13 protein-coding genes and 1 tRNA gene are annotated in these 20,686 nt (G+C 61.2%); all 14 read left to right on the top strand.

Features of this window, described 5'->3' with window-relative positions:
• Positions 1-75 precede the first annotated feature (75 nt).
• The 14 genes from ftsY (at position 76) to IEW17_RS06745 (ending at position 20,616) form a co-directional block, all read left to right on the top strand.
• Positions 76-1,047, top strand: coding sequence for a signal recognition particle-docking protein FtsY (gene ftsY / locus IEW17_RS06810; protein WP_188561289.1), 972 nt, complete (start codon positions 76-78; stop codon positions 1,045-1,047).
• Between the two features lie 84 nt (positions 1,048-1,131).
• Entirely contained in the window at positions 1,132-1,983 is an 852-nt protein-coding gene (locus IEW17_RS06805) for a 3-hydroxyacyl-CoA dehydrogenase NAD-binding domain-containing protein (RefSeq protein WP_188561288.1), read from the top strand.
• Between the two features lie 83 nt (positions 1,984-2,066).
• Positions 2,067-2,516: a Rieske (2Fe-2S) protein gene (locus tag IEW17_RS06800; RefSeq protein ID WP_188561287.1), complete on the top strand. Its 450-nt coding sequence runs from the start codon at positions 2,067-2,069 to the stop codon at positions 2,514-2,516.
• Positions 2,517-2,627: 111 nt separating this feature from the next.
• Positions 2,628-2,701 (top strand) — tRNA-Asn (locus IEW17_RS06795).
• 637 nt (positions 2,702-3,338) lie between these two features.
• Entirely contained in the window at positions 3,339-6,497 is a 3,159-nt protein-coding gene (locus IEW17_RS06790; RefSeq protein WP_188561286.1) for a SusC/RagA family TonB-linked outer membrane protein, read from the top strand.
• Between the two features lie 65 nt (positions 6,498-6,562).
• A complete protein-coding gene (locus IEW17_RS06785) occupies positions 6,563-8,107 on the top strand; it encodes a RagB/SusD family nutrient uptake outer membrane protein (RefSeq protein WP_188561285.1) in 1,545 nt (514 codons plus the stop codon).
• A 101-nt stretch (positions 8,108-8,208) separates the two neighbouring features.
• On the top strand, positions 8,209-9,288 hold the full coding sequence (locus IEW17_RS06780; RefSeq protein WP_229748851.1) for a glycoside hydrolase family 43 protein: 1,080 nt from the start codon (positions 8,209-8,211) through the stop codon (positions 9,286-9,288).
• Between the two features lie 41 nt (positions 9,289-9,329).
• Complete coding sequence (locus IEW17_RS06775) at positions 9,330-11,072, top strand: family 43 glycosylhydrolase (RefSeq protein WP_188561283.1); 1,743 nt, start codon at positions 9,330-9,332, stop codon at positions 11,070-11,072.
• Positions 11,073-11,140: 68 nt separating this feature from the next.
• Positions 11,141-12,346: an aldose epimerase family protein gene (locus tag IEW17_RS06770; protein ID WP_188561356.1), complete on the top strand. Its 1,206-nt coding sequence runs from the start codon at positions 11,141-11,143 to the stop codon at positions 12,344-12,346.
• Between the two features lie 114 nt (positions 12,347-12,460).
• A complete protein-coding gene (locus IEW17_RS06765; protein ID WP_229748850.1) occupies positions 12,461-14,188 on the top strand; it encodes a ribulokinase in 1,728 nt (575 codons plus the stop codon).
• A complete protein-coding gene (locus IEW17_RS06760) occupies positions 14,188-14,889 on the top strand; it encodes an L-ribulose-5-phosphate 4-epimerase (RefSeq protein ID WP_188561281.1) in 702 nt (233 codons plus the stop codon). Before IEW17_RS06765 ends, IEW17_RS06760 begins: the two co-directional genes overlap by 1 nt.
• Positions 14,890-15,018: 129 nt before the next feature.
• Positions 15,019-16,509, top strand: a complete 1,491-nt coding sequence (araA, locus tag IEW17_RS06755) for an L-arabinose isomerase (RefSeq protein ID WP_188561280.1) — start codon at positions 15,019-15,021, stop codon at positions 16,507-16,509.
• A 293-nt stretch (positions 16,510-16,802) separates the two neighbouring features.
• A complete protein-coding gene (locus IEW17_RS06750) occupies positions 16,803-18,503 on the top strand; it encodes a sodium:solute symporter family transporter (protein ID WP_188561279.1) in 1,701 nt (566 codons plus the stop codon).
• Between the two features lie 313 nt (positions 18,504-18,816).
• Positions 18,817-20,616 carry a family 43 glycosylhydrolase gene (locus IEW17_RS06745; RefSeq protein ID WP_188561278.1) on the top strand — a complete coding sequence of 600 codons (1,800 nt, stop codon included), beginning with the start codon at positions 18,817-18,819 and terminating at the stop codon, positions 20,614-20,616.
• Positions 20,617-20,686 lie beyond the last annotated feature (70 nt).

Here is a 20,686-nt window from a genome sequence, read left to right as displayed (position 1 = left end):
CTTCTTACAGAGTTATCAATTAGAGTCCTGCGGACGTGACAAGGTGCTTCGCAAGCTCAGTATGACAGAACCCCCATGGGCCTCTTCGATTTTTTTAAAAAGGACAAGGAAAGTACCGCGCAGCAAGCCTCGCTGGACGCGGGCCTGGAAAAGACCAAAACCAACTTCTTCGAGCAGCTGAGTAAGGCCGTGGTGGGCAAAAGCACCGTGGACGAGGCCATGCTCGACGATTTGGAGACGCTGCTGGTGCACGCCGACGTGGGCATCGACACCACGGTGAAGGTCATTGACCGCATTGAGGCCCGCGTGGCCCGCGACAAATACGTGAGCACCTCCGAGCTGGACCGCATCCTGCGCGAGGAAATTGTGGCCTTGCTGGAAGACAACAATTCCGGCTCTACCGCCGTGCTGGACCGCGCCGGTACTACCGGGCAGCCCTACGTAATTATGGTGGTGGGCGTGAATGGCGTGGGCAAAACCACGACCATCGGCAAGCTGGCCCACCGCTTCCACTCGGCGGGCAAGAAGGTGGTGCTGGGCGCGGCCGATACATTCCGGGCCGCCGCGGTTGACCAACTCATCATCTGGGGGCAGCGCGTGGGCGTGCCCGTGGTAAGCCACGGCATGAACACCGACCCCGCCTCTGTGGCCTACGATGCCGTGCAGAAAGGCGTGGAGATGGGAGCCGACGTGGTCATCATCGACACGGCCGGCCGCCTGCACAACAAGGTGAACCTGATGAACGAGTTGAGTAAAATCAAGCGCGTGATGCAGAAGGTGCTGCCCGACGCCCCGCACGAGGTGCTGTTGGTGCTGGACGGCAGCACCGGCCAGAATGCCTTCCTGCAGGCCAAGGAGTTCACCAAAGCCACCGAAGTCACGGCCCTGGCCATCACTAAGCTCGACGGCACGGCCCGGGGCGGCGTGGTAATCGGCATTTCCGACCAATTCAGCATTCCCGTGCGCTACATTGGGGTGGGGGAGAAGATGACCGATTTGCAGCTGTTTGACCGGCACACGTTCGTGAATTCGCTGTTTAAAAAGTAGGCGTTTTCGTAAATCAAGCCAAAAAACAGGACGGCCCGTCCCAGCAAGCCACGCTTGCCGGGACGGGCCGTTTACCTTCGTGCCATGAATGAAATCCAGACTTTAGCCGTCGTCGGAGCGGGCACCATGGGCTTGGGCATTGCCCAATTGGGCATTCAGCACGGCCTGCCCACGATTCTGTTCGACCTCAATCCCGCGGCACTCGAGAAAGCCCACGCGGCCATTACCGCTGGTTTGGGTAAGTTGGTGGAGAAAAACAAGCTCACGGCCGAAGCCCGCAGCGCGGCGCTGAGCCGCCTCACCCTCACCACGGATATGGCCGTGGTGCAGGCCGACCTCATTATTGAAGCCGTGGTGGAGCGCCTCGACGTGAAGCACCAGCTGTTTCGGGAGCTGGCGGCGCTCAACGGGCCCACTACTATTCTGGCCTCCAACACGTCGTCGTTGCCCATTACGCAGCTAGCGGCGCCAGTGCCACACCCGGAGCGCGTGGTGGGCCTGCATTTCTTCAATCCCGCGCCCCTGATGGCCCTGGTGGAGGTAATCAGCGGCGTGGCCACTGCCCCCGCCGTTACCGATGCCGTGGAAGCCCTGGCCCGCCGGCTGGGCAAAACGCCGGTGCGGGCCGCCGATGCGCCCGGATTCATCGTGAACCGCGTGGCTCGGCACTATTACGTGGAAAGCCTAAAAATTGTGGAAGAGCAGGTGGCGTCGTTTGAGCTCGTTGATGAGCTGCTTCAGGCCAGTGGATTCAAAATGGGCCCGTTTCGGTTGATGGATTTGATTGGGGTCGACACCAATTTCGCGGTGACCAGCGCCATGTTCGCCTCTTTCCACCAAGACGCCAAGTTCCGGCCCAGCCGCATTCAGCAGCAAAAGGTGGACGCCGGCCACCACGGCCGCAAAACCGGCCGCGGGTTTTACGATTATTCTTAAGCCACGAAATGCTGCGGCCTCAGGTGCCGCTCGAAGTGCCACGGACCATCTGCCTGCTGCTCTCTATCGCCTATTCATCAACTATGCGCCGCCTATCCTTCCTGCTCGCTATTTGCTCACTCCTGATTACCGCGGCCTGCGGGTCGAAAAACGATGACCAGCCGCTGATACCCTACGCGTCGGTAAATCTTAGCATCAACATCACCAACCAGCAGTACGCTGCCCTGCGCGCCGATAACGGGGCCGTAACCCTGCCGGTGCAAGGGCCCGCCGGCGATGGCGGTGTAAAGGGCGTAGTTGTGGTACGAGAGCGTGCGGGGGTCTATTTGGCCTTTGAGCGCAATTGCCCCTACCGCCCATACGATGCGTGCGCCTTGGTGAGCCTGGACCGCAACTCGCGGCTGTTTCTGCGCGATTCCTGCTGCAATTCGCAGTTCGATTTGCGGGGGCAAATCACCGGTGGCCCCAGTCCTCGCCCGTTGAAGCAGTACAGCACCAGCCTGCAGGGGACGTTGCTCAACATCACAAATTAACCCATCAGGTAACTTTTTAGGAAAATAAACTCGTTTCGGCTTGTACCTTTTTAGAGAAGGTCGTAAGTTTGCAGTCCGAAACAACAACAACCGGGTTTCGGGTAAGCAATTGCTTCCTTAGCTCAGCCGGTTAGAGCATCTGACTGTTAATCAGAGGGTCCCTGGTTCGAGCCCAGGAGGGAGCGCTAAAAATTAAAATCCCCTTGTAAACTAAGCGTTTACAAGGGGATTTTTTTTGGTGTGCCCGTTAGTGTGCCTGTTTGCTTGATTAGCCAGAAAGGTATTAGTAGTTTGGTGAGCCCAATACGCCTCACGGAAACCCGCATTGCGCAAAAGCACATCGGTTGGCCCAAAGGTTTGGACGTCGAGAACCTCGCCAAAGTCCGGAAAGCGCTCGAAAAAGGCTTATCTATGGCCAAAACCGGGGTATCAGCCGCTTCAGCATCACGCGCTACTAAGTACCTGCAGGTCGCGTTGGGTCTCTAGTATAGCTGGCCGCAGGGCTCTGCTTAATTTTATTCTCCACGGCTATAAGAAGGCCGAACAGAAAGTTAATGGTGTGTGATGCATTCATTAGCTTTACCCGCCGGTTCTTAAAATCGCCAAGCCAGCATTCTGGTCACCATTACAAAAAGGGTTGTCAACCTAGTTGAAGGCCATTTACCCCATTCTTTTGCTTGTAAGCACAATCGTTTGTGTTTTAATAAAGCCCACACAAAGCAAATTTTTAACTAAATTTCCGTAATAGGTAACCACTGAACTTTTTTTTTGCATCTTTACACAAACGATTGTGTTGGTCCCACCAAAATCCCCACCTAGCTTATGAAAAAGCCAGTACCTAAGAATCTGCGACGGCTGTTGCTTCCCGCCGTCATCTGCTGCCTCCCAATCCAGCCGCTTTTGGCCGGCGCTCCTGCTGAAAACAGGACGCTGCTTGCCAGCGCCGCCGTTGCGGGCCCGGTAACCGGGCGCATCACCGACGAAAAGGGCGCGGGCCTACCCGGCGTCAACGTTATCGTGAAGGGCACCAGCACCGGCACCCAAACCGATGCCGACGGCCGCTACCGCATCGAGGCTCCCGATGGCGCTACGTTGGTATTTTCCTTTGTAGGCTATGCCGCACAGGAAGTGGCAGTTGGTAGTCGCGGCACCATCGACATGGCCCTGGTGCTGGACAACACCGCCCTGAGCAACGTGGTGGTGGTAGGCTACCTCACCCAGGACCGCCAGAACCTGAGCAGCGCCACGAGCAGTCTGGACGTGAAAGAAGCCAACAAAACGCCCGTGCCCACGGTAGGGCAGCAGCTGCAAGGCCGGACGCCTGGCGTGAGCGTGGCCGGTAGCGGCGGCCCCGGCGACGCGCCGGTGGTGACCATCCGGGGCATTGGCACGCTGGGCCTGGCCGACACCAGCCCTCTTTATGTGATTGATGGCCTGTGGACGACCGACGCGCGCAACCTCAACCCCAGCGACATTGAAACGCTGACCGTGCTCAAAGACGCTTCCTCAACGGCGGTGTACGGTTCCCGCGGCGCCAACGGGGTTATTCAAATTACCACCAAAAAAGGCCGGGCCGGCACGCCTACTATCAGCGCCAACGGCTACGTGGGCTTCGACCAGGTGCGGAAGAAGTACAACCTGACCAACGCCAGCGAATGGGCCCAGCGCGCCGTAGTGGCGTACCGCAACGCGGGCCTCGACCCGCTCAACAACGGGCAGAGCAGCTTGTCGGGCGCGGTGCCGGTGTCGCAGGGCGGCACCTTAGACCCCAGCGTGAACACCGACTGGCAGGATGCGTTCCTGCGAGTGGGCCGGCGCGAAAACTACAACGTGACCTTTGGCGGCGGCAGCACCGGCGAGAAAAGCTCCAGCAACTTCCTGATTTCGGGCGATTACTTCCACCAGCAGGGCATCGTGAAAGGCCCGGACTTCGAACGGTTCAGCCTGCGCCTGAATTCGGGCATCAGCCGGGGCCGCTTCCGGTTTCAGGAAAACCTGCAGCTGAGCCGCGCCAACGCGACGCTGCTCAACGGCTTCCCATTCATCGACGTGCTACTGATGATTCCGAGCATTCCGGTGTATGACCCCACCAACCTGAAGGGCGGGTTTGGCGTGGGCACCTCCCGGCTCAACACCTTCGCCACCAACCCGGTGGGCGCACAGACGCTGCTGAGCCGCAAACAGGCAGAAAACCGCTTGGCGGGTAACATGAGCGCCGACGTATCGATTTTCGACTTCCTGACCTACCGCCTGAACGTGGGCCTCAACCTGCACACCTACGCCAACGTGGACGCGCAGAAAACCGGCATCATCCGGCAGAACACGGAAATCACCTCGGCATTGCTGAACGAGTTTTTGGGCTACGACACCTACCTGATGGCCGAGAACACGCTGAACTTCACCAAGGCCCTGGGCGAAAACCACATCAACGCCCTAGTGGGCTACGGGGTGCAGAGCTACAACCAGCACAACGTGCAGGCGGGGGCAACGGGCTTTGGCGCATCGCCTCAATACTACTTTCAGCTCGATGCTGGTTCCAAACCAGGTGCCATTCGGGGAAATTCAACGCAGTACGGCATTCGCTCGTATTTCACCCAGGCCACTTACGATTTCAAGAACCGCTACCTGCTCTCGTTGAGCGGCCGCCGCGATGCCTCGTCGCGCTTTGCCAAGCAGAACCAGAAAGCCGACTTTGGCGCGGCTTCGCTGGGCTGGCGCATCAGCGAAGAAGACTTCTTCAAGGGCGCGGTACCTCAGATTAACAACCTAAAGCTGCGGGCCAGCTACGGCGTGATTGGCAACGAGTCTGTAAACAACAATTATCTGCCCTACGCGGCAGTGGGAACGAACGTCAATTACGTGATTGGCACGACGCAACAGATTGTGAACGGCCAGGCCCAGATTCGCCTCAACAGTCCTGATGTGCAGTGGGAGGAACGCGCCACCAAAAACATAGGCTTCGACCTGGCCATGCTGGACAACCGCCTGAACTTATCGGCCGACTACTACGTGGCTGATACCCGCAAAGCACTGGTCTATGTACAAGTGCCTACTTACCTCGGCAATTTCGACGGCGACCCGGTGCAGAACGGCGGCAACCTGCGGAACAAAGGGGTTGAAATAGCCCTGGGCTACCATCAGAACAAGGCGGCCTTCACCTACGGTGCCGACTTTGCGCTGACCACGGTGAAAAACGAAGTGACGCAGGTACCCGTCATCGGAGGGGTCATTGGTGGCGGCGACGGGCCTACCCGCACGCAGCTAGGCCATTCGGTAGGTGAGTTTTACCTCATTCAGTTCGACGGCATCTTTCAGACGCAGGAGGAGGTTAAAAACCACAAATCGTCGAACGGCACCATTATTCAGCCCTATGCCTCGCCCGGCGACGTGCGCTACAAGGACCTCAACGGCGATGGCAAGATTGACAACGCCGACCGGGCTTTCTCAGGCAGCGCCATTCCCACGCTGCAGCTGGGTTTGAATATGAACGCTGGCTACAAGAACTTCGACTTGTCGCTGTTCTGGCAGTCCGCCTCGGGCAATAAGGTGTTCAACGTGGCCAAGCGGGCGTTGGAGAGCTATAACGGCCCCAACAACTACGACGCCGACGTAACGCCGTGGTCGCCGAACAATCCTTCGACCACCACGCCGCGCCTGCTGCAGGGCGGGGGTGCTGGCAACCTGGGCATCGCGGCCGGGCAAAACTCGCTGGCCAACACCACGCGCTGGCTTGAGAACGGTAACTACCTGCGTATGAAGAACATTCAGCTGGGCTACACTATCCCCAAGAGCCTGAGCAGCAAGGTGCCGAGCCTGGGTTCGGTTCGGTTCTACGTGACGGGCACCAACCTGGTGACCTTCACCAAGTACACCGGTTTCGACCCAGAAACGACGGGCACGGGCTTCTACAGCCGCGGCGTCGACGACGGTTCTTACCCCAACGTGCGCACCGTCATCGGCGGCGTGCAAGTCAACTTCTAGTCTCGTTTGGCCGCGGCCCGCTGGTCGGGCCGCGCCTTCCCACCCCGATTTTACTTTTTCGACTTATGAAAAAAGTTAACAAGTTCCTCACGCTGCTCTGCGCCGGGGGCCTTTTCCTAACCGCCACCGGCTGCGAAAAGGATTTGCTCGATAAATCCAACCCCAACGCGCCTACCACGGCCGATTTCTGGAAAACGTCGGACGACGCCGTGAAGGGTGTGTTCGCCTGCTACTCCGGCCTGCAGCAGTTTGCGGTGTACTACCGCAGCTGGCACTTCATGGCGCACCGTTCGGACGAGTCGTTCAGCCAGAGCCCTTTTGTGGAGCTGGCCAACTTCACGCGCTTCCTCACGCCCGATAACAACTTCTTTATCTCGTCGTTTGCCTGGAACGACTACTATCGCACCATTTTCCGCTGCAACCAGGTGCTGGCCAACGTGCCCGGCATCGATATGAACGCCACGCTGAAAAATCGGCTGCTAAGCGAAACCCGGTTTATCCGGGCGCTGTCGTACTTCGACTTGGCCTACTTTTTTGGTAACCTCCCGTTGATTACGGTAGAATCGAAGGTGAATACCCGCGTGCCGCAAAGCACACAGGCCGAAGCCGAGGCCCTGATTATCGCCGACCTGCAGGCCGCCATTCCCAACCTGGACCTGGAGTACAGCGGCGTCGACAAAGGCCGGGTAACTAAAGGTGCCGCCCAGGCCCTGCTGGCCCGGGTATACATGCACCAGGGCAAATACGCCCAAGCGTCGGCCTTGTTCGCCGAAATCATCAGCACCGGCAAGTACGCGCTGGTGCCCAGCTACCTCGACAACTTCACCGACACAAACGAGAACAACTCGGAGTCAGTGTTTGAGGTACAGTTCACGGATTTGGTGCTGGAGCAGCAGCCCTCCCAGGGGCAGGACAACGCGGCGTCGTCGGAAAGCCACGACCGGCCCAACTTCTTCGGCCCTCCCGGCCCCACGTTTGCCGACGTACAGCCCCGCCGCTGGCTGCTGGACGAGTACCGCGACTCGACGGTGGCCTTTGCCCCCGGCAGCACCACCAAGCACCGCATCGACCCGCGCCGCGACGTGTGCATCATCAGCAACCGCAACCCCGAGGTGTTCTACGGCAAAACGTTTGCGGACTGGGGCTGGAACCCCAGCCAGCAGTACTGGCGCAAGTACCAGAACGACCGCACCCGCACGAACGAAAACTTCACCTCGGGCATCAACCACCGCGTAATCCGCTACGCCGACGTGCTGCTTATGCAGGCCGAAGCCCTCACGGAAATGAACCAAATGAGCGCGGCCGTGCCGCTCGTGAACCTGGTGCGCCAACGCCCGTCCGTGAATCTGGCGCCCCTCACGGGTACCTTCACCCAAGCCACCCTGCGCCAGCTCATTCGCAGCGAGCGGGCCAAGGAACTGGCCGGCGAAGGCACCCGCTGGTACGACATCCTGCGCTGGGGCCTGATGGACAACCAAGCCGGCATCGACGAGTTGAAGGCCCGCGACGGGGACTTTACCAACTTCCGCCTCGGCATCTCGAAGCTGCTTCCCATTCCGCAGCGCGATATTGACATCGACCCAGGCATCAAGCAGAACCCTGGCTATTAAAAAGAGGTGAGTGGTGAGTAGATGTCCGTCCCGGGCTGCAACCCGGGGCGGCTCTTCTGCTTTAGCGCCCGCACTTAGGTACCGCCATTATGAATGTAAGCATGCGCAACCTCCGCCTTATTACCAGCCACTTGCTGCTGCTGACCGTGTTGCTGCTGGGAAACCTGGCGTGCAGCCAAACCAAGATGGCAGTTCCGCCGGTGGCCTCGCCGCCCACCGTGGTTACCAGCACCACCTTTCAAAACCCGCTGCTGCCCAGCGGCCCCGACCCGTTCGTGGCTCAAAAAGACGGATACTACTACTACCTGCACACGCTGAGCAACCGCTTGGCCATCTGGCGGACCACGGCCATGTCGGGTCTGGGCACCGCGCCCAGCACCGTGGTGTGGACGCCGCCGGCTAACGGCGCCGCCTCGGGCAACCTCTGGGCCCCGGAAATGTTCTTCTTCGACGGCAAGTGGTACATCTACTACACGGCCGGCCCCAACGGCTCCAACCTGGGCTTGCAGCGCACCTGGGTGCTCGAAAACGACAACCCCAACCCCACCGTTGGGACGTGGACGGATAAAGGCCGCATCTTCAACCCCACCGAGGACCACTGGGCCATCGACGGCACGGTGCTGGAGCAGAACGGTAACCGCTATTTTCTCTGGTCGGGCCACAACGGCATCGACGGCGTGCAGCGCATCTACATCTCGCGGATGAGCAACCCCTGGACCCTGACCGGGCCGCGCGTGGAGCTGACGCGCCCGCAGTACGTCTGGGAAAACGTGGGCCCGCCCTACGTGAACGAAGGCCCCGAAATTCTTAAGCACAACAACAAAACGTTCATGGTGTACTCGGCCAGCTTTTGCGGCACCGACGACTACGCTCTGGGCATGCTCACGGCCAGCAGCACGGCTGACCCCATGCTGCCAAGCTCCTGGACCAAATCGACCACGCCCGTGTTTTCGCAGCGCCCGGCCAGCCGGGCCTACGCCACGGGCCACAACGGCTTCTTCAAGTCGAAAGACGGACAGGAAGACTGGATTATCTACCACGCCAACTCCAACCCCGGCGAAGGCTGCGTGGACCGGCGCAACCCGCGCATGCAGAAGTTCACCTGGAACACCGACGGCTCGCCCAACTTCGGCGTGCCGGTGCCCATCAACACCGACATTATCAAGCCTTCGGGCGAATAGTTGCCTGCCTTACATCGGTACGCTTTCCAAGCCCACCCGCTATGCCTAATACCTGTCTTTTTGCCCCTGAAACTCTCCGGTGGCAGCAACTGCTGCGCCGCTGCCTGACGAGCCTGTTCGTGTTGGTGGCCGTGGGCTGGGCCGCTCCCGCGCGCGCCCTGCAAGGCCTGACGGGTATTCATGACCCGTCCACCATCATCAAAAGCGGCAACACGTACTGGACCTTTGCCACCGGCCAGGGCATCTACAGCCTCTACTCCACCGACCTGGTGAAGTGGACACCGAGCCCCCGGGCCGTATTCCAGAACAATACCTATCCGGCCTGGATAAACACCAAAGTGCCCGGCTTCACTGGCATTTTCTGGGCCCCGGAGTGCGTGTTTCAAAACGGCAAGTACTACCTCTACTACTCCTGCTCCACGTTCGGCTCGAGGGTGTCGGCCATTGGCTTGGCCACCAACGTGACCCTGGACCCGGCCAACCCTAATTACAACTGGGTGGACGAAGGCGAGGTGATTTCGACCAACAACGGCAGCGCCGTCAACGCCATCGACCCGGCCATTTACCGCGACGCCAGCAACAATTTGTGGATGACGTACGGCTCGTTTTTCGGCGGCATCCGCATTGTGCAGATGGACCCCGCCACGGGCAAGCTGCTGGCCGGCGCCGCCCAGGCGGCCGTGGCCAACGGCGACGTGGAAGCGGCCTACGTGAAGCAACGCGGCGCTTTTTATTACCTGTTCATCAACCGGGGCACCTGCTGCCAAGGCTCCAGCAGCACCTACCGCATTTTGGTGGGCCGCTCGGCTTCGCCCAACGGCCCTTTTCTCGACAAAACCGGAGCCAACCTGAACAACGGCGGCGGCACCCTGCTGCTCAGCGCCCTGGGCCGCTACCGTGGGCCGGGCCACGTCGGCATTTTTGAGGAAAACGGCACTGCCTATTTCTCGCACCATTACTACGATTCGTACGAAGGCGGCGCCCCCAAGCTCGGCTTGGCCAAGCTGACCTGGGACGCTGCCGACTGGCCTGTGGTGAGCCGCGACTGGCTGAACGCCCCCGCCGTGGCCGGCGCCCCCGTGCGCTACACCGTGGCCACCGGCCCGGCCACCACCAGCCTGGTGTGGCAGTCGCAGGGCTGCACCGGCGGCAGTGGGCAAGCCATCACCCAGGCCGCCCGCACGGGCGGCACCTGCCAGCAGTGGGACTTTACGGCCCTGGGCAACGGCGACTACAAAATCACGAGCGCGCTCGGCGGCCTGGCCGCCAGCGTGGCCAACTGTTCCGACGCCAACGGCGCGGTGCTGCAGCTGGGCGCTTACACCGACCAGGACTGCCAGCAGTACCACCTGGACCGGGCCAACGACGGCAGCCTGGTGTTCGCCTCGCTGAACGGCAACCGCGTGGTGGAGGTGCCCGCGGCCTCGGCCAGCCCCGGCACGCAGCTGGCGCTGTTCGATTACAACGGCTGCGCCTGCCAGCGCTGGTTTCTGACCCCCACGGCCGGGCCCACGGCCACGGCCGCAGGCCAGGGCCTGCCGGGCGTGAGCATTTTCCCCATCCCCGCGCCCATGGGCAATTTCACGGTGGACATGGGCGGGCAAAAGTCCTCGGAAGCCGTGACGGTGGAAGTGCTGGACTTGCAGGGACGCGTGGTGTACCGCCAGACGGTGGCGCACCCCTCAGCGCAACTGTCGGTGGATGCAGGCTTGCCCACGGGCCTATTTCTGGTGCGCGTGCGCATCGGCGCGGGTCAGCTCACCCAGAAGCTGACGGTGCTGTAAGCGCATCTTGCCCGGTTTTACTTTCCTCGGTTTTACTTCAAATCCCCACACGATATTCTGCTTTTATGATGACTACATCTTTCCGTTTAGGGCGTCTGGCCTTGTCCTGCTCCGGCCTGCTCGCGCTGGCTGCCTGCGGGGCCAACAATACGGCTACCGACAAAACCACGACTGACGCGGCGGCCACCGCCACCGCCGATTCTACCCAAACAACAGCCGCTATGCCCACTTCCGCCGCCTTTGGTAAAACCACTGCTGGCACTGAGGTGCAGCTTTTCACGCTCACCAATGCCAGCGGTGCCAAGGCCACCATCTCCAATTTCGGCGGCACGCTCACCAGCCTGCTAGTGCCCGACAAGGACGGCAAGCTGGGCGACGTCATTCTGGGCTTCGACAACGTGAGCGGCTACCAGAGCCCCGAGTTTCGCAAGTCGAACCCCTACTTTGGCGCGCTGATTGGGCGCTACGGCAACCGCATTGCCAAGGGCAAATTCACGCTCGATGGCAAGACTTATACCCTGGCCACTAACAACGGCGCCAACACGCTGCACGGCGGCAAAGTGGGCTTCGACCAGGTTGTCTGGACTGCGGAGCCCGGCGCTTCGGCTGAGGGCCAGAGCCTAAAGCTGACCTACCTGAGCAAGGACGGCGAGGAAGGCTACCCCGGCAACCTGAACGTGGCCGTGGTGTACACCCTCACCAACGACAACGCGCTCAAGATTGACTACACCGCCACCACCGACAAGGCCACGGTGGTCAACCTCACCAACCACGCCTACTTCAACCTCAGCCACGGCACGAGCAAGGACATTCTGGCCCACGAAGTAACCCTGCCCGCCGACCGCTACAACGTGGTGGACGCGGGCCTGATTCCGACCGGCGAGTTGCGCCCGGTGGCGGGTACGCCCTTCGACTTCACCACGCCCCACGCCATCGGCGAGCGCATTGCGCAGGTGCCCGGCGGCTACGACCACAATTGGGTGCTGAACACAGCCACCGGCCAGCACCCCGCCGCCACCGTGTACGACCCCGCCTCGGGCCGCACCCTGACGGTGACGACCGACCAGCCCGGTATTCAGTTCTACACCGGCAACTTCCTTGACGGCACGCTCAAGGGCAAAGGGGGCACGGTGTACGGCAAAAATGCCGGCTTCTGCCTCGAAACCCAGCACTTTCCCGATTCGCCCAACCAGCCCAAGTTTCCCAGCACCGTGCTGAAGCCCGGCGAAACGCTGCACTCGGCGAGTACCTACACGTTTGGCGTGCGGAAATAAGAACAACGAAGAATGGGGAATGAAAGGCAAGAAACCAGCGGTGGGACTCTGTCCTTGCTTTTCATCCCTATTTCTTCATTTACCCAATCACCCTTCCTGAATCCCTTATCAACCGTGGAACAGATAGCCACTACTCCCGCCTACGTCATCGGCATCGACTACGGCACCGACTCGGTACGCGCCCTGCTCGTGGATGCCCACACCGGCACCGAAGTCGCCCAGGCCGTGCACCATTACGCCCGCTGGAAAACCCTGCAATACTGCCGCCCGGCCCACAACCAGTTTCGCCAGCACCCGCTCGACTACATCGAGGGCCTGGAAGCCGTGGTGCGCCGCGTGGCCCAGCAGGTGCCGGCTGCCCAAATCGTGGGCCTGGCCGTGGATACCACCGGCTCGACGCCTGGCCCCGTGAACGCGCAGGGCGTGGCCCTGGGCCTGCTGCCCGAGTTTGCCGACAACCCCAACGCCCTGTTTGTGCTCTGGAAAGACCACACGGCCCTGGCCGAGGCGGCCGAAATCAACCACAAAGCCCGCACCTGGGGCGGCGAGGACTTCACCAAGTACGAAGGCGGCATCTACTCTTCGGAGTGGTTCTGGGCGAAGATTGCGCACGTGGTGCGCGAGGACGAGGCCGTGGCCCACGCCGCCCACTCCTGGATGGAGCACTGCGACTGGATGACCTTGCTGCTCACCGGCGGCGACCTGGCCACCTTCCGGCGCAGCCGCTGCGCCGCCGGCCACAAGGCCATGTGGCACGCGAGCTGGGGCGGGCTGCCTTCCGAGGAGTTTCTGACTTACCTGGAACCGAAGCTGGCCGGTTTACGCAATCGATTATTCAACGAAACCTACACCGCCGATGAAGTAGCCGGCCACCTTTCTCCGGAATGGGCCCAGCGCCTGGGGCTGACCACCAACACCGTGGTCGCGGTGGGCTCGTTTGATGCCCACGCCGGCGCGGTGGCGGGCGAAATCGAAGCCTATTCGATGGTGAAGGTGATGGGCACCAGCACCTGCGACATCGTGGTGGCGCCCACGGCCGAAGTCGGCAGTCACCTCGTGGCCGGCATCTGCGGGCAGGTGGATGGCTCCGTGATTCCCGGCATGCTGGGGCTCGAAGCCGGGCAGTCGGCCTTCGGCGATTTGCTGGCCTGGTTCCGCAACATCGTGGAATGGCCGCTGCATAATGTGCTGCCCCATTCCAAGGTGCTGACGCCCGAGCTGCAAGCCGCGCTACGCGAGGAAATGAGCGACGCGCTGCTGGTGCAGCTCAGCCAGGCCGCCGCCGCCGTAGCCCCCGAGGAATCGGCGGTGCTGGCGCTGGACTGGGTGAACGGCCGCCGCACGCCCGACGCCAACCAAGCCCTGAAAGGCGCACTGATGAACCTGACCATGGGCACCAACGCCCCCCAGATTTTCCGCGCCCTGGTCGAAGCCATTTGCTACGGCTCGAAGCAGATTGTGGAGCGATTTGAGGCCGAAGGCATTCCCATTAAGCAAGTCATCGGCATCGGCGGCGTGGCCAAGAAGTCGCAATTCGTGATGCAGACCCTGGCCGACGTGCTCGACCGGCCCATCAAAATTGCGGTATCGGAACAAGCGCCCGCGCTGGGCTCGGCCATGTATGCGGCCGTGGCCGCGGGGGTGTACTCCGACGTGCTCACGGCCCAGAAGAAAATGGGCAGCGGCTTCGCCGAAACCTACACGCCCAACCCCGCCCGCGTAGCCGACTACCAAGCCCGCTACGCCCAGTACCAGGCCTTCGGCCGGTTCGTGGAAACGAGTAGCGTGGACTCGGCGAGTCCGCGCATGAACGAAGCAGAACCCTCCCTACTGCACGCCTAATGAGTGATTATCAAGCCCTGAAACAGGTCTGCTACGAGGCCAATATGCAGCTGCCCAAGCTGGGCCTGGTGCTATTCACCTTCGGCAACGCCAGCGTAGTTGACCGCGAGCGCAGCGTGTTTGCCATTAAGCCTAGCGGCGTGCCCTACGCCACGCTCACGCCCGAGGATATTGTTATTGTCGATTTCGAGGGCAATGCGGTGGAGGGCAGCAAGCGTCCGTCGTCGGATACCAAAACCCACGCGCTGCTCTTCAAGCAGTGGCCCGAAATCGGGGGCATTGTACACACGCATAGCACCTACGCCACGGCCTGGGCCCAGGCGCAGCTCGACATCCCCATTCTGGGTACCACCCACGCCGACCATTTGACGGTGGACGTGCCCTGCGCCCCGCCCATGAGCGACGACCTCATTGCCGGCGACTACGAGTACCAGACCGGCTGGCAAATCATCAACGAATTCGCAAAGCGTGGCCTCTCGCCCAGCGAAGTCGAGATGATACTCGTGGGCAACCACGCGCCTTTTACCTGGGGCAAAACCGTGGAGAAGGCCGTGTACCACAGCGCCGTGCTCGAGGAGCTGGCGCGCCTGGCCTACCTCAGCTGCACGCTGCGCCCCGGCGTGGAACGACTGAAAGACGCCCTGATTAAAAAGCACTACGAGCGCAAGCACGGCGCCAATTCCTACTACGGGCAGTCGTAGCACTGTTCCTTACTGAACGTCATGTCGAGCGCAGCCGAGACATCTCGCTCGGAGCAGTATTCAAAATTACTTGCGCATGCGAGATGTCTCGGCTGCGCTCGACATGACGTCCTCTTAATTTAATTTTCCATGATTGATATCACCCACTACGAAGCCTGGTTCATCACCGGCAGCCAACACCTCTACGGCCCCGAAACCCTGGAGCAGGTAGCCCAGCACTCGCAGCAAATTGCGCAGGCGCTAGGTAGCGTGCTGCCCATCAAGATTGTGTATAAGCCGGTGCTGACCGGGCCCGAAGGCATCACCAAACTGATGCAGGAGGCGAATACCACCGACAACTGCGTGGGCCTGATTGCCTGGATGCACACCTTCTCGCCGGCCAAAATGTGGATTAATGGCCTGAAGATTTTGCAGAAGCCACTGGCCCATTTGCACACCCAATTCAACCGCGATATCCCGTGGGCCGACATCGACATGGACTTCATGAACACCAACCAGTCGGCGCACGGCGACCGGGAGTTTGGCTTCATTGGGGCCCGGATGCGGCTGAAGCGCAAGGTGGTGGTGGGCCACTGGCAGAGCGCGGCGGTGCACGAGCGCCTCAGCATCTGGGCGCGGGCGGCCTGCGCCTGGGCCGACTGGCAGGGTGCGCGCATCGTGCGCTTCGGCGACAACATGCGCTACGTGGCCGTGACCGAAGGTGACAAAGTGGAGGCCGAGTTCAAGTTTGGCTACTCGGTAAATACCCACAGCGTCGGCGATTTGGTGGCCGTCATCAACGCCTCGGCTGATGCCGACGTGGACGCGCTGCTGGCCACCTACGAGCAGGAATATGAGCTGGCCGACGACCTGAAAACCGGCGGCGCCCAGCGCGAAAGCCTGCGTGAGGCCGCTAAAATCGAGGTCGGGATGCGGAAGTTCTTGCAGGACAACAAGGCCATCGGCTTCACCGATACCTTCGAGGACCTGCACGGCATGGCGCAACTGCCCGGCATCGCCACCCAGCGCCTCATGGCCGAGGGCTACGGCTTCGGCGGCGAGGGCGACTGGAAAACGTCGGCCCTGGTGCGCGCCATGAAAGTGATGGGTGCTGGCCTGCCCGGCGGTAATTCCTTCATGGAAGATTACACCTATCACTTCGAGCCCGGCAACGAGCAGGTACTGGGCTCGCACATGCTCGAAATCTGCCCGACCATTGCCGAAGGCAAGGTGAAGGTGGAAGTGCACCCGCTGGGCATCGGCGGCAAGGCCGACCCGGCGCGCCTGGTGTTCAACTGCCCGGCTGGCCCGGCCCTGAACGCGACCATCGTGGACCTGGGCCACCGCTTCCGCATGATAGTGAACGAGGTAGAGGCCGTGCTGCCCGCCCAGGACCTGCCCAAGCTGCCCGTGGCCCGCGTGCTCTGGAAGGTACTGCCCGACCTGAGCACCGGCGCGGCCGCCTGGATTCTGGCCGGCGGCGCCCACCACACCGGCTACAGCCAGAATCTGACGGCCGAGTACCTGGAAGACTTCGCCGAAATGGCCGGCATCGAGTTCGTAATTATTGACGCCGACACCAAGCTGCGGACATTCAAAAATGAGCTGCGCTACAACGACGTAGCTTTCGGCGGCCGCTAGAGCGGTTGACGACGAAACAATGAAAATGAGGCCGTCATGCTGAGCGTAGTCGAAGCATCTCGCTCGAAGCAGTAATCCAGTCGTTCAACGGCATTAATTACTACCACACGCGAGATGCTTCGGCTACGCTCAGCATGACGACCTAAATGAGATAGCGCCTCTCCCAAAAAATAATCCCACGCCGTCGCTGGCGCGGCAGGGGAGGCGCAGCCTCCCCATATGGCCGGCACGAGTTACGCTGCGCTAAACCCGCGCCAGTTCTTTTTCAAAATTTCCCACCTCCAAAATTCCCTATGCGGAACAACCTTACCACGCTGGACCTGCTGGTCTTTTTCTTCTACCTAATCGGAGTGTCGGGCTACGGCTTTTACATCTACCAGAGCAAAAAGAAGGCCGAGCAAACCACCAAAGACTATTTTCTGGCCGAAGGCTCGCTCACGTGGTGGGCCATTGGGGCATCGATGATTGCCTCCAACATCTCGGCCGAGCAGTTCATTGGCATGTCGGGCTCGGGCTTTAAGGTGGGCGTGGCGGTGGCGGCTTACGAGTGGGTGGCGGCCATCGTACTCATCATCGTGGCCGTGTTCTTCATGCCGGTGTACCTGAAGAATAAAATCTTCACCATGCCGCAGTTTCTGGAGCAGCGCTACAACTCGACGCTGAGCCTGATTATGAGCATTTTCTGGCTGTTTCTGTACGTGCTGGTCAACCTCACGTCCATCCTCTACCTCGGGGCGCTGGCCCTCAGCAACCTGGTGGGCGGCGACTCCTTTCACGTCATCATCGTGCTGCTGGCGCTATTCGCGCTGCTCATTTCCATCGGCGGCATGAAGGTGGTGGGCTACACCGACGTGGTGCAGGTGGTGGTGCTGGTGGTGGGCGGGCTCGTCACCACCTACATCGCCCTCACCCTGGTGAGCACCAAATTCGGCCTGGGCGGCGGCGCTATCTCGGGCTTCAACGCCTTGATGGAGAAGGCCCCCGACCACTTCCACATGATATTTGCCAAGCCCACCGGGGCCACGCCGCAGGTGGAAGTCGACAAGTACCTGGCCCTGCCCGGCATTGCCATGTACCTGGCCGGCCAGTGGATTGTGAACCTCAATTATTGGGGCTGCAACCAGTACATCACGCAGCGGGCGCTGGGCGCTGATTTGCACACGGCCCGCACCGGCATCCTGTTCGCCGGCATTCTCAAGCTGATGATGCCCGTGATTGTGATGCTGCCCGGCATCGCGGCCTACGTGCTCTACCGCAACGGCAGCCTACAGGCCGAGATGTCATCTACGGGCGCTTTTAACTCCGACAACGCTTATTCGGCCATCCTCACCTTCCTGCCGAATGGGTTGAAGGGCCTGAGCATGGCGGCGCTCACGGCAGCTATCGTGGCCTCGCTGGCAGGCAAGGTGAATTCGATTTCGACCATCTTCACCCTCGACATTTACAAGCGCTACCTCAACCCGGACGCTTCCGAGCGGAAGCAGGTGCTGGTGGGCCGCTTCACCATTCTGGCGGCCGTGGTGCTGAGCGTGGCCTTCACCTGGAAAGACCTGCTGGGCATTGGCGGCGAGGGCGGCTTCCAGTTCATTCAGAAGTACACGGGCTTCATCTCGCCCGGCATTCTGGCGGTGTTCCTGCTGGGCATGTTCTGGAAGCGCACCACGGCCACGGCCGGCATTGTGGGCATTCTGGCGGGCTTTGCCTTGTCGGTGTTTTTCAACAACTACGCCCCGGCCGTGCTGGGCCCGGAAACGCTACTCTACACGGCTTTCCGCAACAGCGCCGGGGTGTACGAAATCCCCTTCCTGATTTGCATGGGCCTGTCCTTCGTCATCACCATGCTGCTGATGGTGGCCGTGAGCCTGGCCGGCCCGGCAGTAAATCCCCGCGCCATTCAGCTCGATGCCGGCATGTTCCGCGTGGGCCGGCAGACGCTGACGCTCATCGTTATCACCCTGCTGATACTCACGGCACTGTACGCCAAATTCTGGTAGCGTCCGGAATGCTTCAATACAAGAAAGCCCTGCTATGCAGGGCTTTCTCTGCTTCATTTACACAATCGTTTGTGAATCTGATTCGCGATGTTTCTCAGTTCAAAATACCCGCTTCATCTTCCCGGATTCCCACGGCACGATGGTACTGGTTTTGCCCTTCCTGCGGGGCAAAACTGAAATGCCATGGCCAAGCCATCGCCAACCACTTTAAACCCGCTACTGCATCTGCCCAACAGCTTGCCCGGTGCCCCCGCTACAAAAGGGCCTTTTCGCCCGGTTCCTATTTGTCTTTTCACCACCAATTCCCACTCCCATGAAAAGCATTTTTACCTTCGTCAATCAGCCCTTGGCTGATGCTCGTTCTTCTTTTGCCACCGGCTGGCTGCTTGGCTGGTCGCCGCTGCCCGGCTACCTGGTTCGGGCTTGCCGGGTGGCGATGCTGCTGCTTGTTTTGCTGGGCGCTGGCAGCCGGCCCGCGCAGGCCCTGCAAGGCAACGACAACAGCCACGACCCGTCTTCCATCGTGAAGGACGGCAGCAAGTACTGGGTGTTTACCACCGGGGACGGCATTTACGCCATGTTTTCGACAGATTTGGTAAAGTGGGAATCGGGGCCGCGGCCGGTGTTCGCCAACGGCACCTGGCCGGCCTGGATTAACGGCCGCGTACCGGGCTTTGCCGGCACTTTTTGGGCCCCGGAGTGCATTTTCCGCAACGGCAAGTACTACCTGTACTACTCCTGCTCCACGTTCGGCTCCAACGTGTCGGCCATCGGGCTGGCCACCAACGTAACGCTGGACCCGGCCAGCCCCGACTACAACTGGGTGGACCAGGGCGAAGTGGTGTCGACCAGCAGCAGCAGCGCCAGCAACGCCATCGACCCCGCCGTGGTGACCGATGCCAGCGGCGGCCTTTGGATGACGTACGGCTCCTTCTTCAAAGGCCTGGCCCTGATAAAGCTGGACGGCACCACCGGCAAACGCTCGGGCACCAGCTTCTACTGGCTGGCCGGCAACGTGTCGGCCACGGGCACCCGCAACAATAGCGGCAGCGAGGCCCCTTACATTGTGCGCAACGGCTCCTACTACTACTTGTTCCTCAACAAGGGTGCATGCTGCAAGGGTGCCAGCAGCACCTACTACATTCAGGTGGGCCGCGCCACCAGCATCACCGGCCCGTACCTGGACAAGAACGGCGTCGACCTGAACAAGGACGGCGGCACCACGCTCATTGCCACCAACGGCAGCTACGTGGGGCCGGGCCACGCGGGCCTGTTCGTGGAAAACGGGGCCAACTACTTCACCCACCACTACTACGACGCCAACGACAACGGCCGCGCCCGGTTGAGCGTGGGCAACCTGGGCTGGGACGGCGCCAGCTGGCCCTTCATCACCCGCGACTGGCTGGCCGCAGGCCGCTACGAAGTGGCCAACGCCAACAGTGGCAAGGTCTGGGACGCCTGGGGTTGCACCGGCGCGCAGGGCCAGGCCGTGGCGCAGGGCACCCGGTCCGGCGCGCTGTGCCAGCAGTGGAACTTCGCACCTGTGGGCAACGGCGAGTACAAAATCACCGCGGCCGTGGGAGCGGGCCTGGCCGTGGACGTGGTGAACAACAGCCCCGCCAACGGCGCCCAGCTCCAGCTGTACCCCTACAGCGGCATTGCCGGGCAGCGCTTCAAAATCGAGCGCGCCAGCACCGGTGCCTACGTCTTTTCCTCGGCGAATGGCAACCGGGTGGTGGAAGTGCCCGGTTGCTCCACCACCGCGGGCGTTCAGCTGGCCCTGTACGACTACCTGGCCAACAACTGCCAGAAATGGACCGTGAGCGCTAGTGCCAGCGCCCGGCCCCTGGCCACCCAGGCCCCGCAGGCCAAACCCTTCAGCGTGGCACCCAACCCGGCAGCGCAGGGCCGTTTCGTGGTGGCGCTGGGAGAAGAGCTGACCGCCGAATCGGTCACCATTACGCTTTCGGACATGCAGGGCCGGCTGGTGTACGCGCGGAGCAGTGCGGGCCAGGCGGCGGTAACGGTAGCGGCCGACGTGCGCGCCGGGCTCTACCTATTGCGGGTGAGCGGGGCACGGCGCAGTCACACCGAAAAGGTCGTTGTGCAATAAAAACGAAGAGCCTGGAGCGGTTTCGGGTCCGGTAAAGCAGAATTAAAAAAGAAGAATTAAAAATCAGAAC

This window comes from Hymenobacter frigidus, from assembly GCF_014640435.1.
GTDB lineage: Bacteria > Bacteroidota > Bacteroidia > Cytophagales > Hymenobacteraceae > Hymenobacter > Hymenobacter frigidus.
This window is presented reverse-complemented; position numbering and strand designations above follow the sequence as displayed.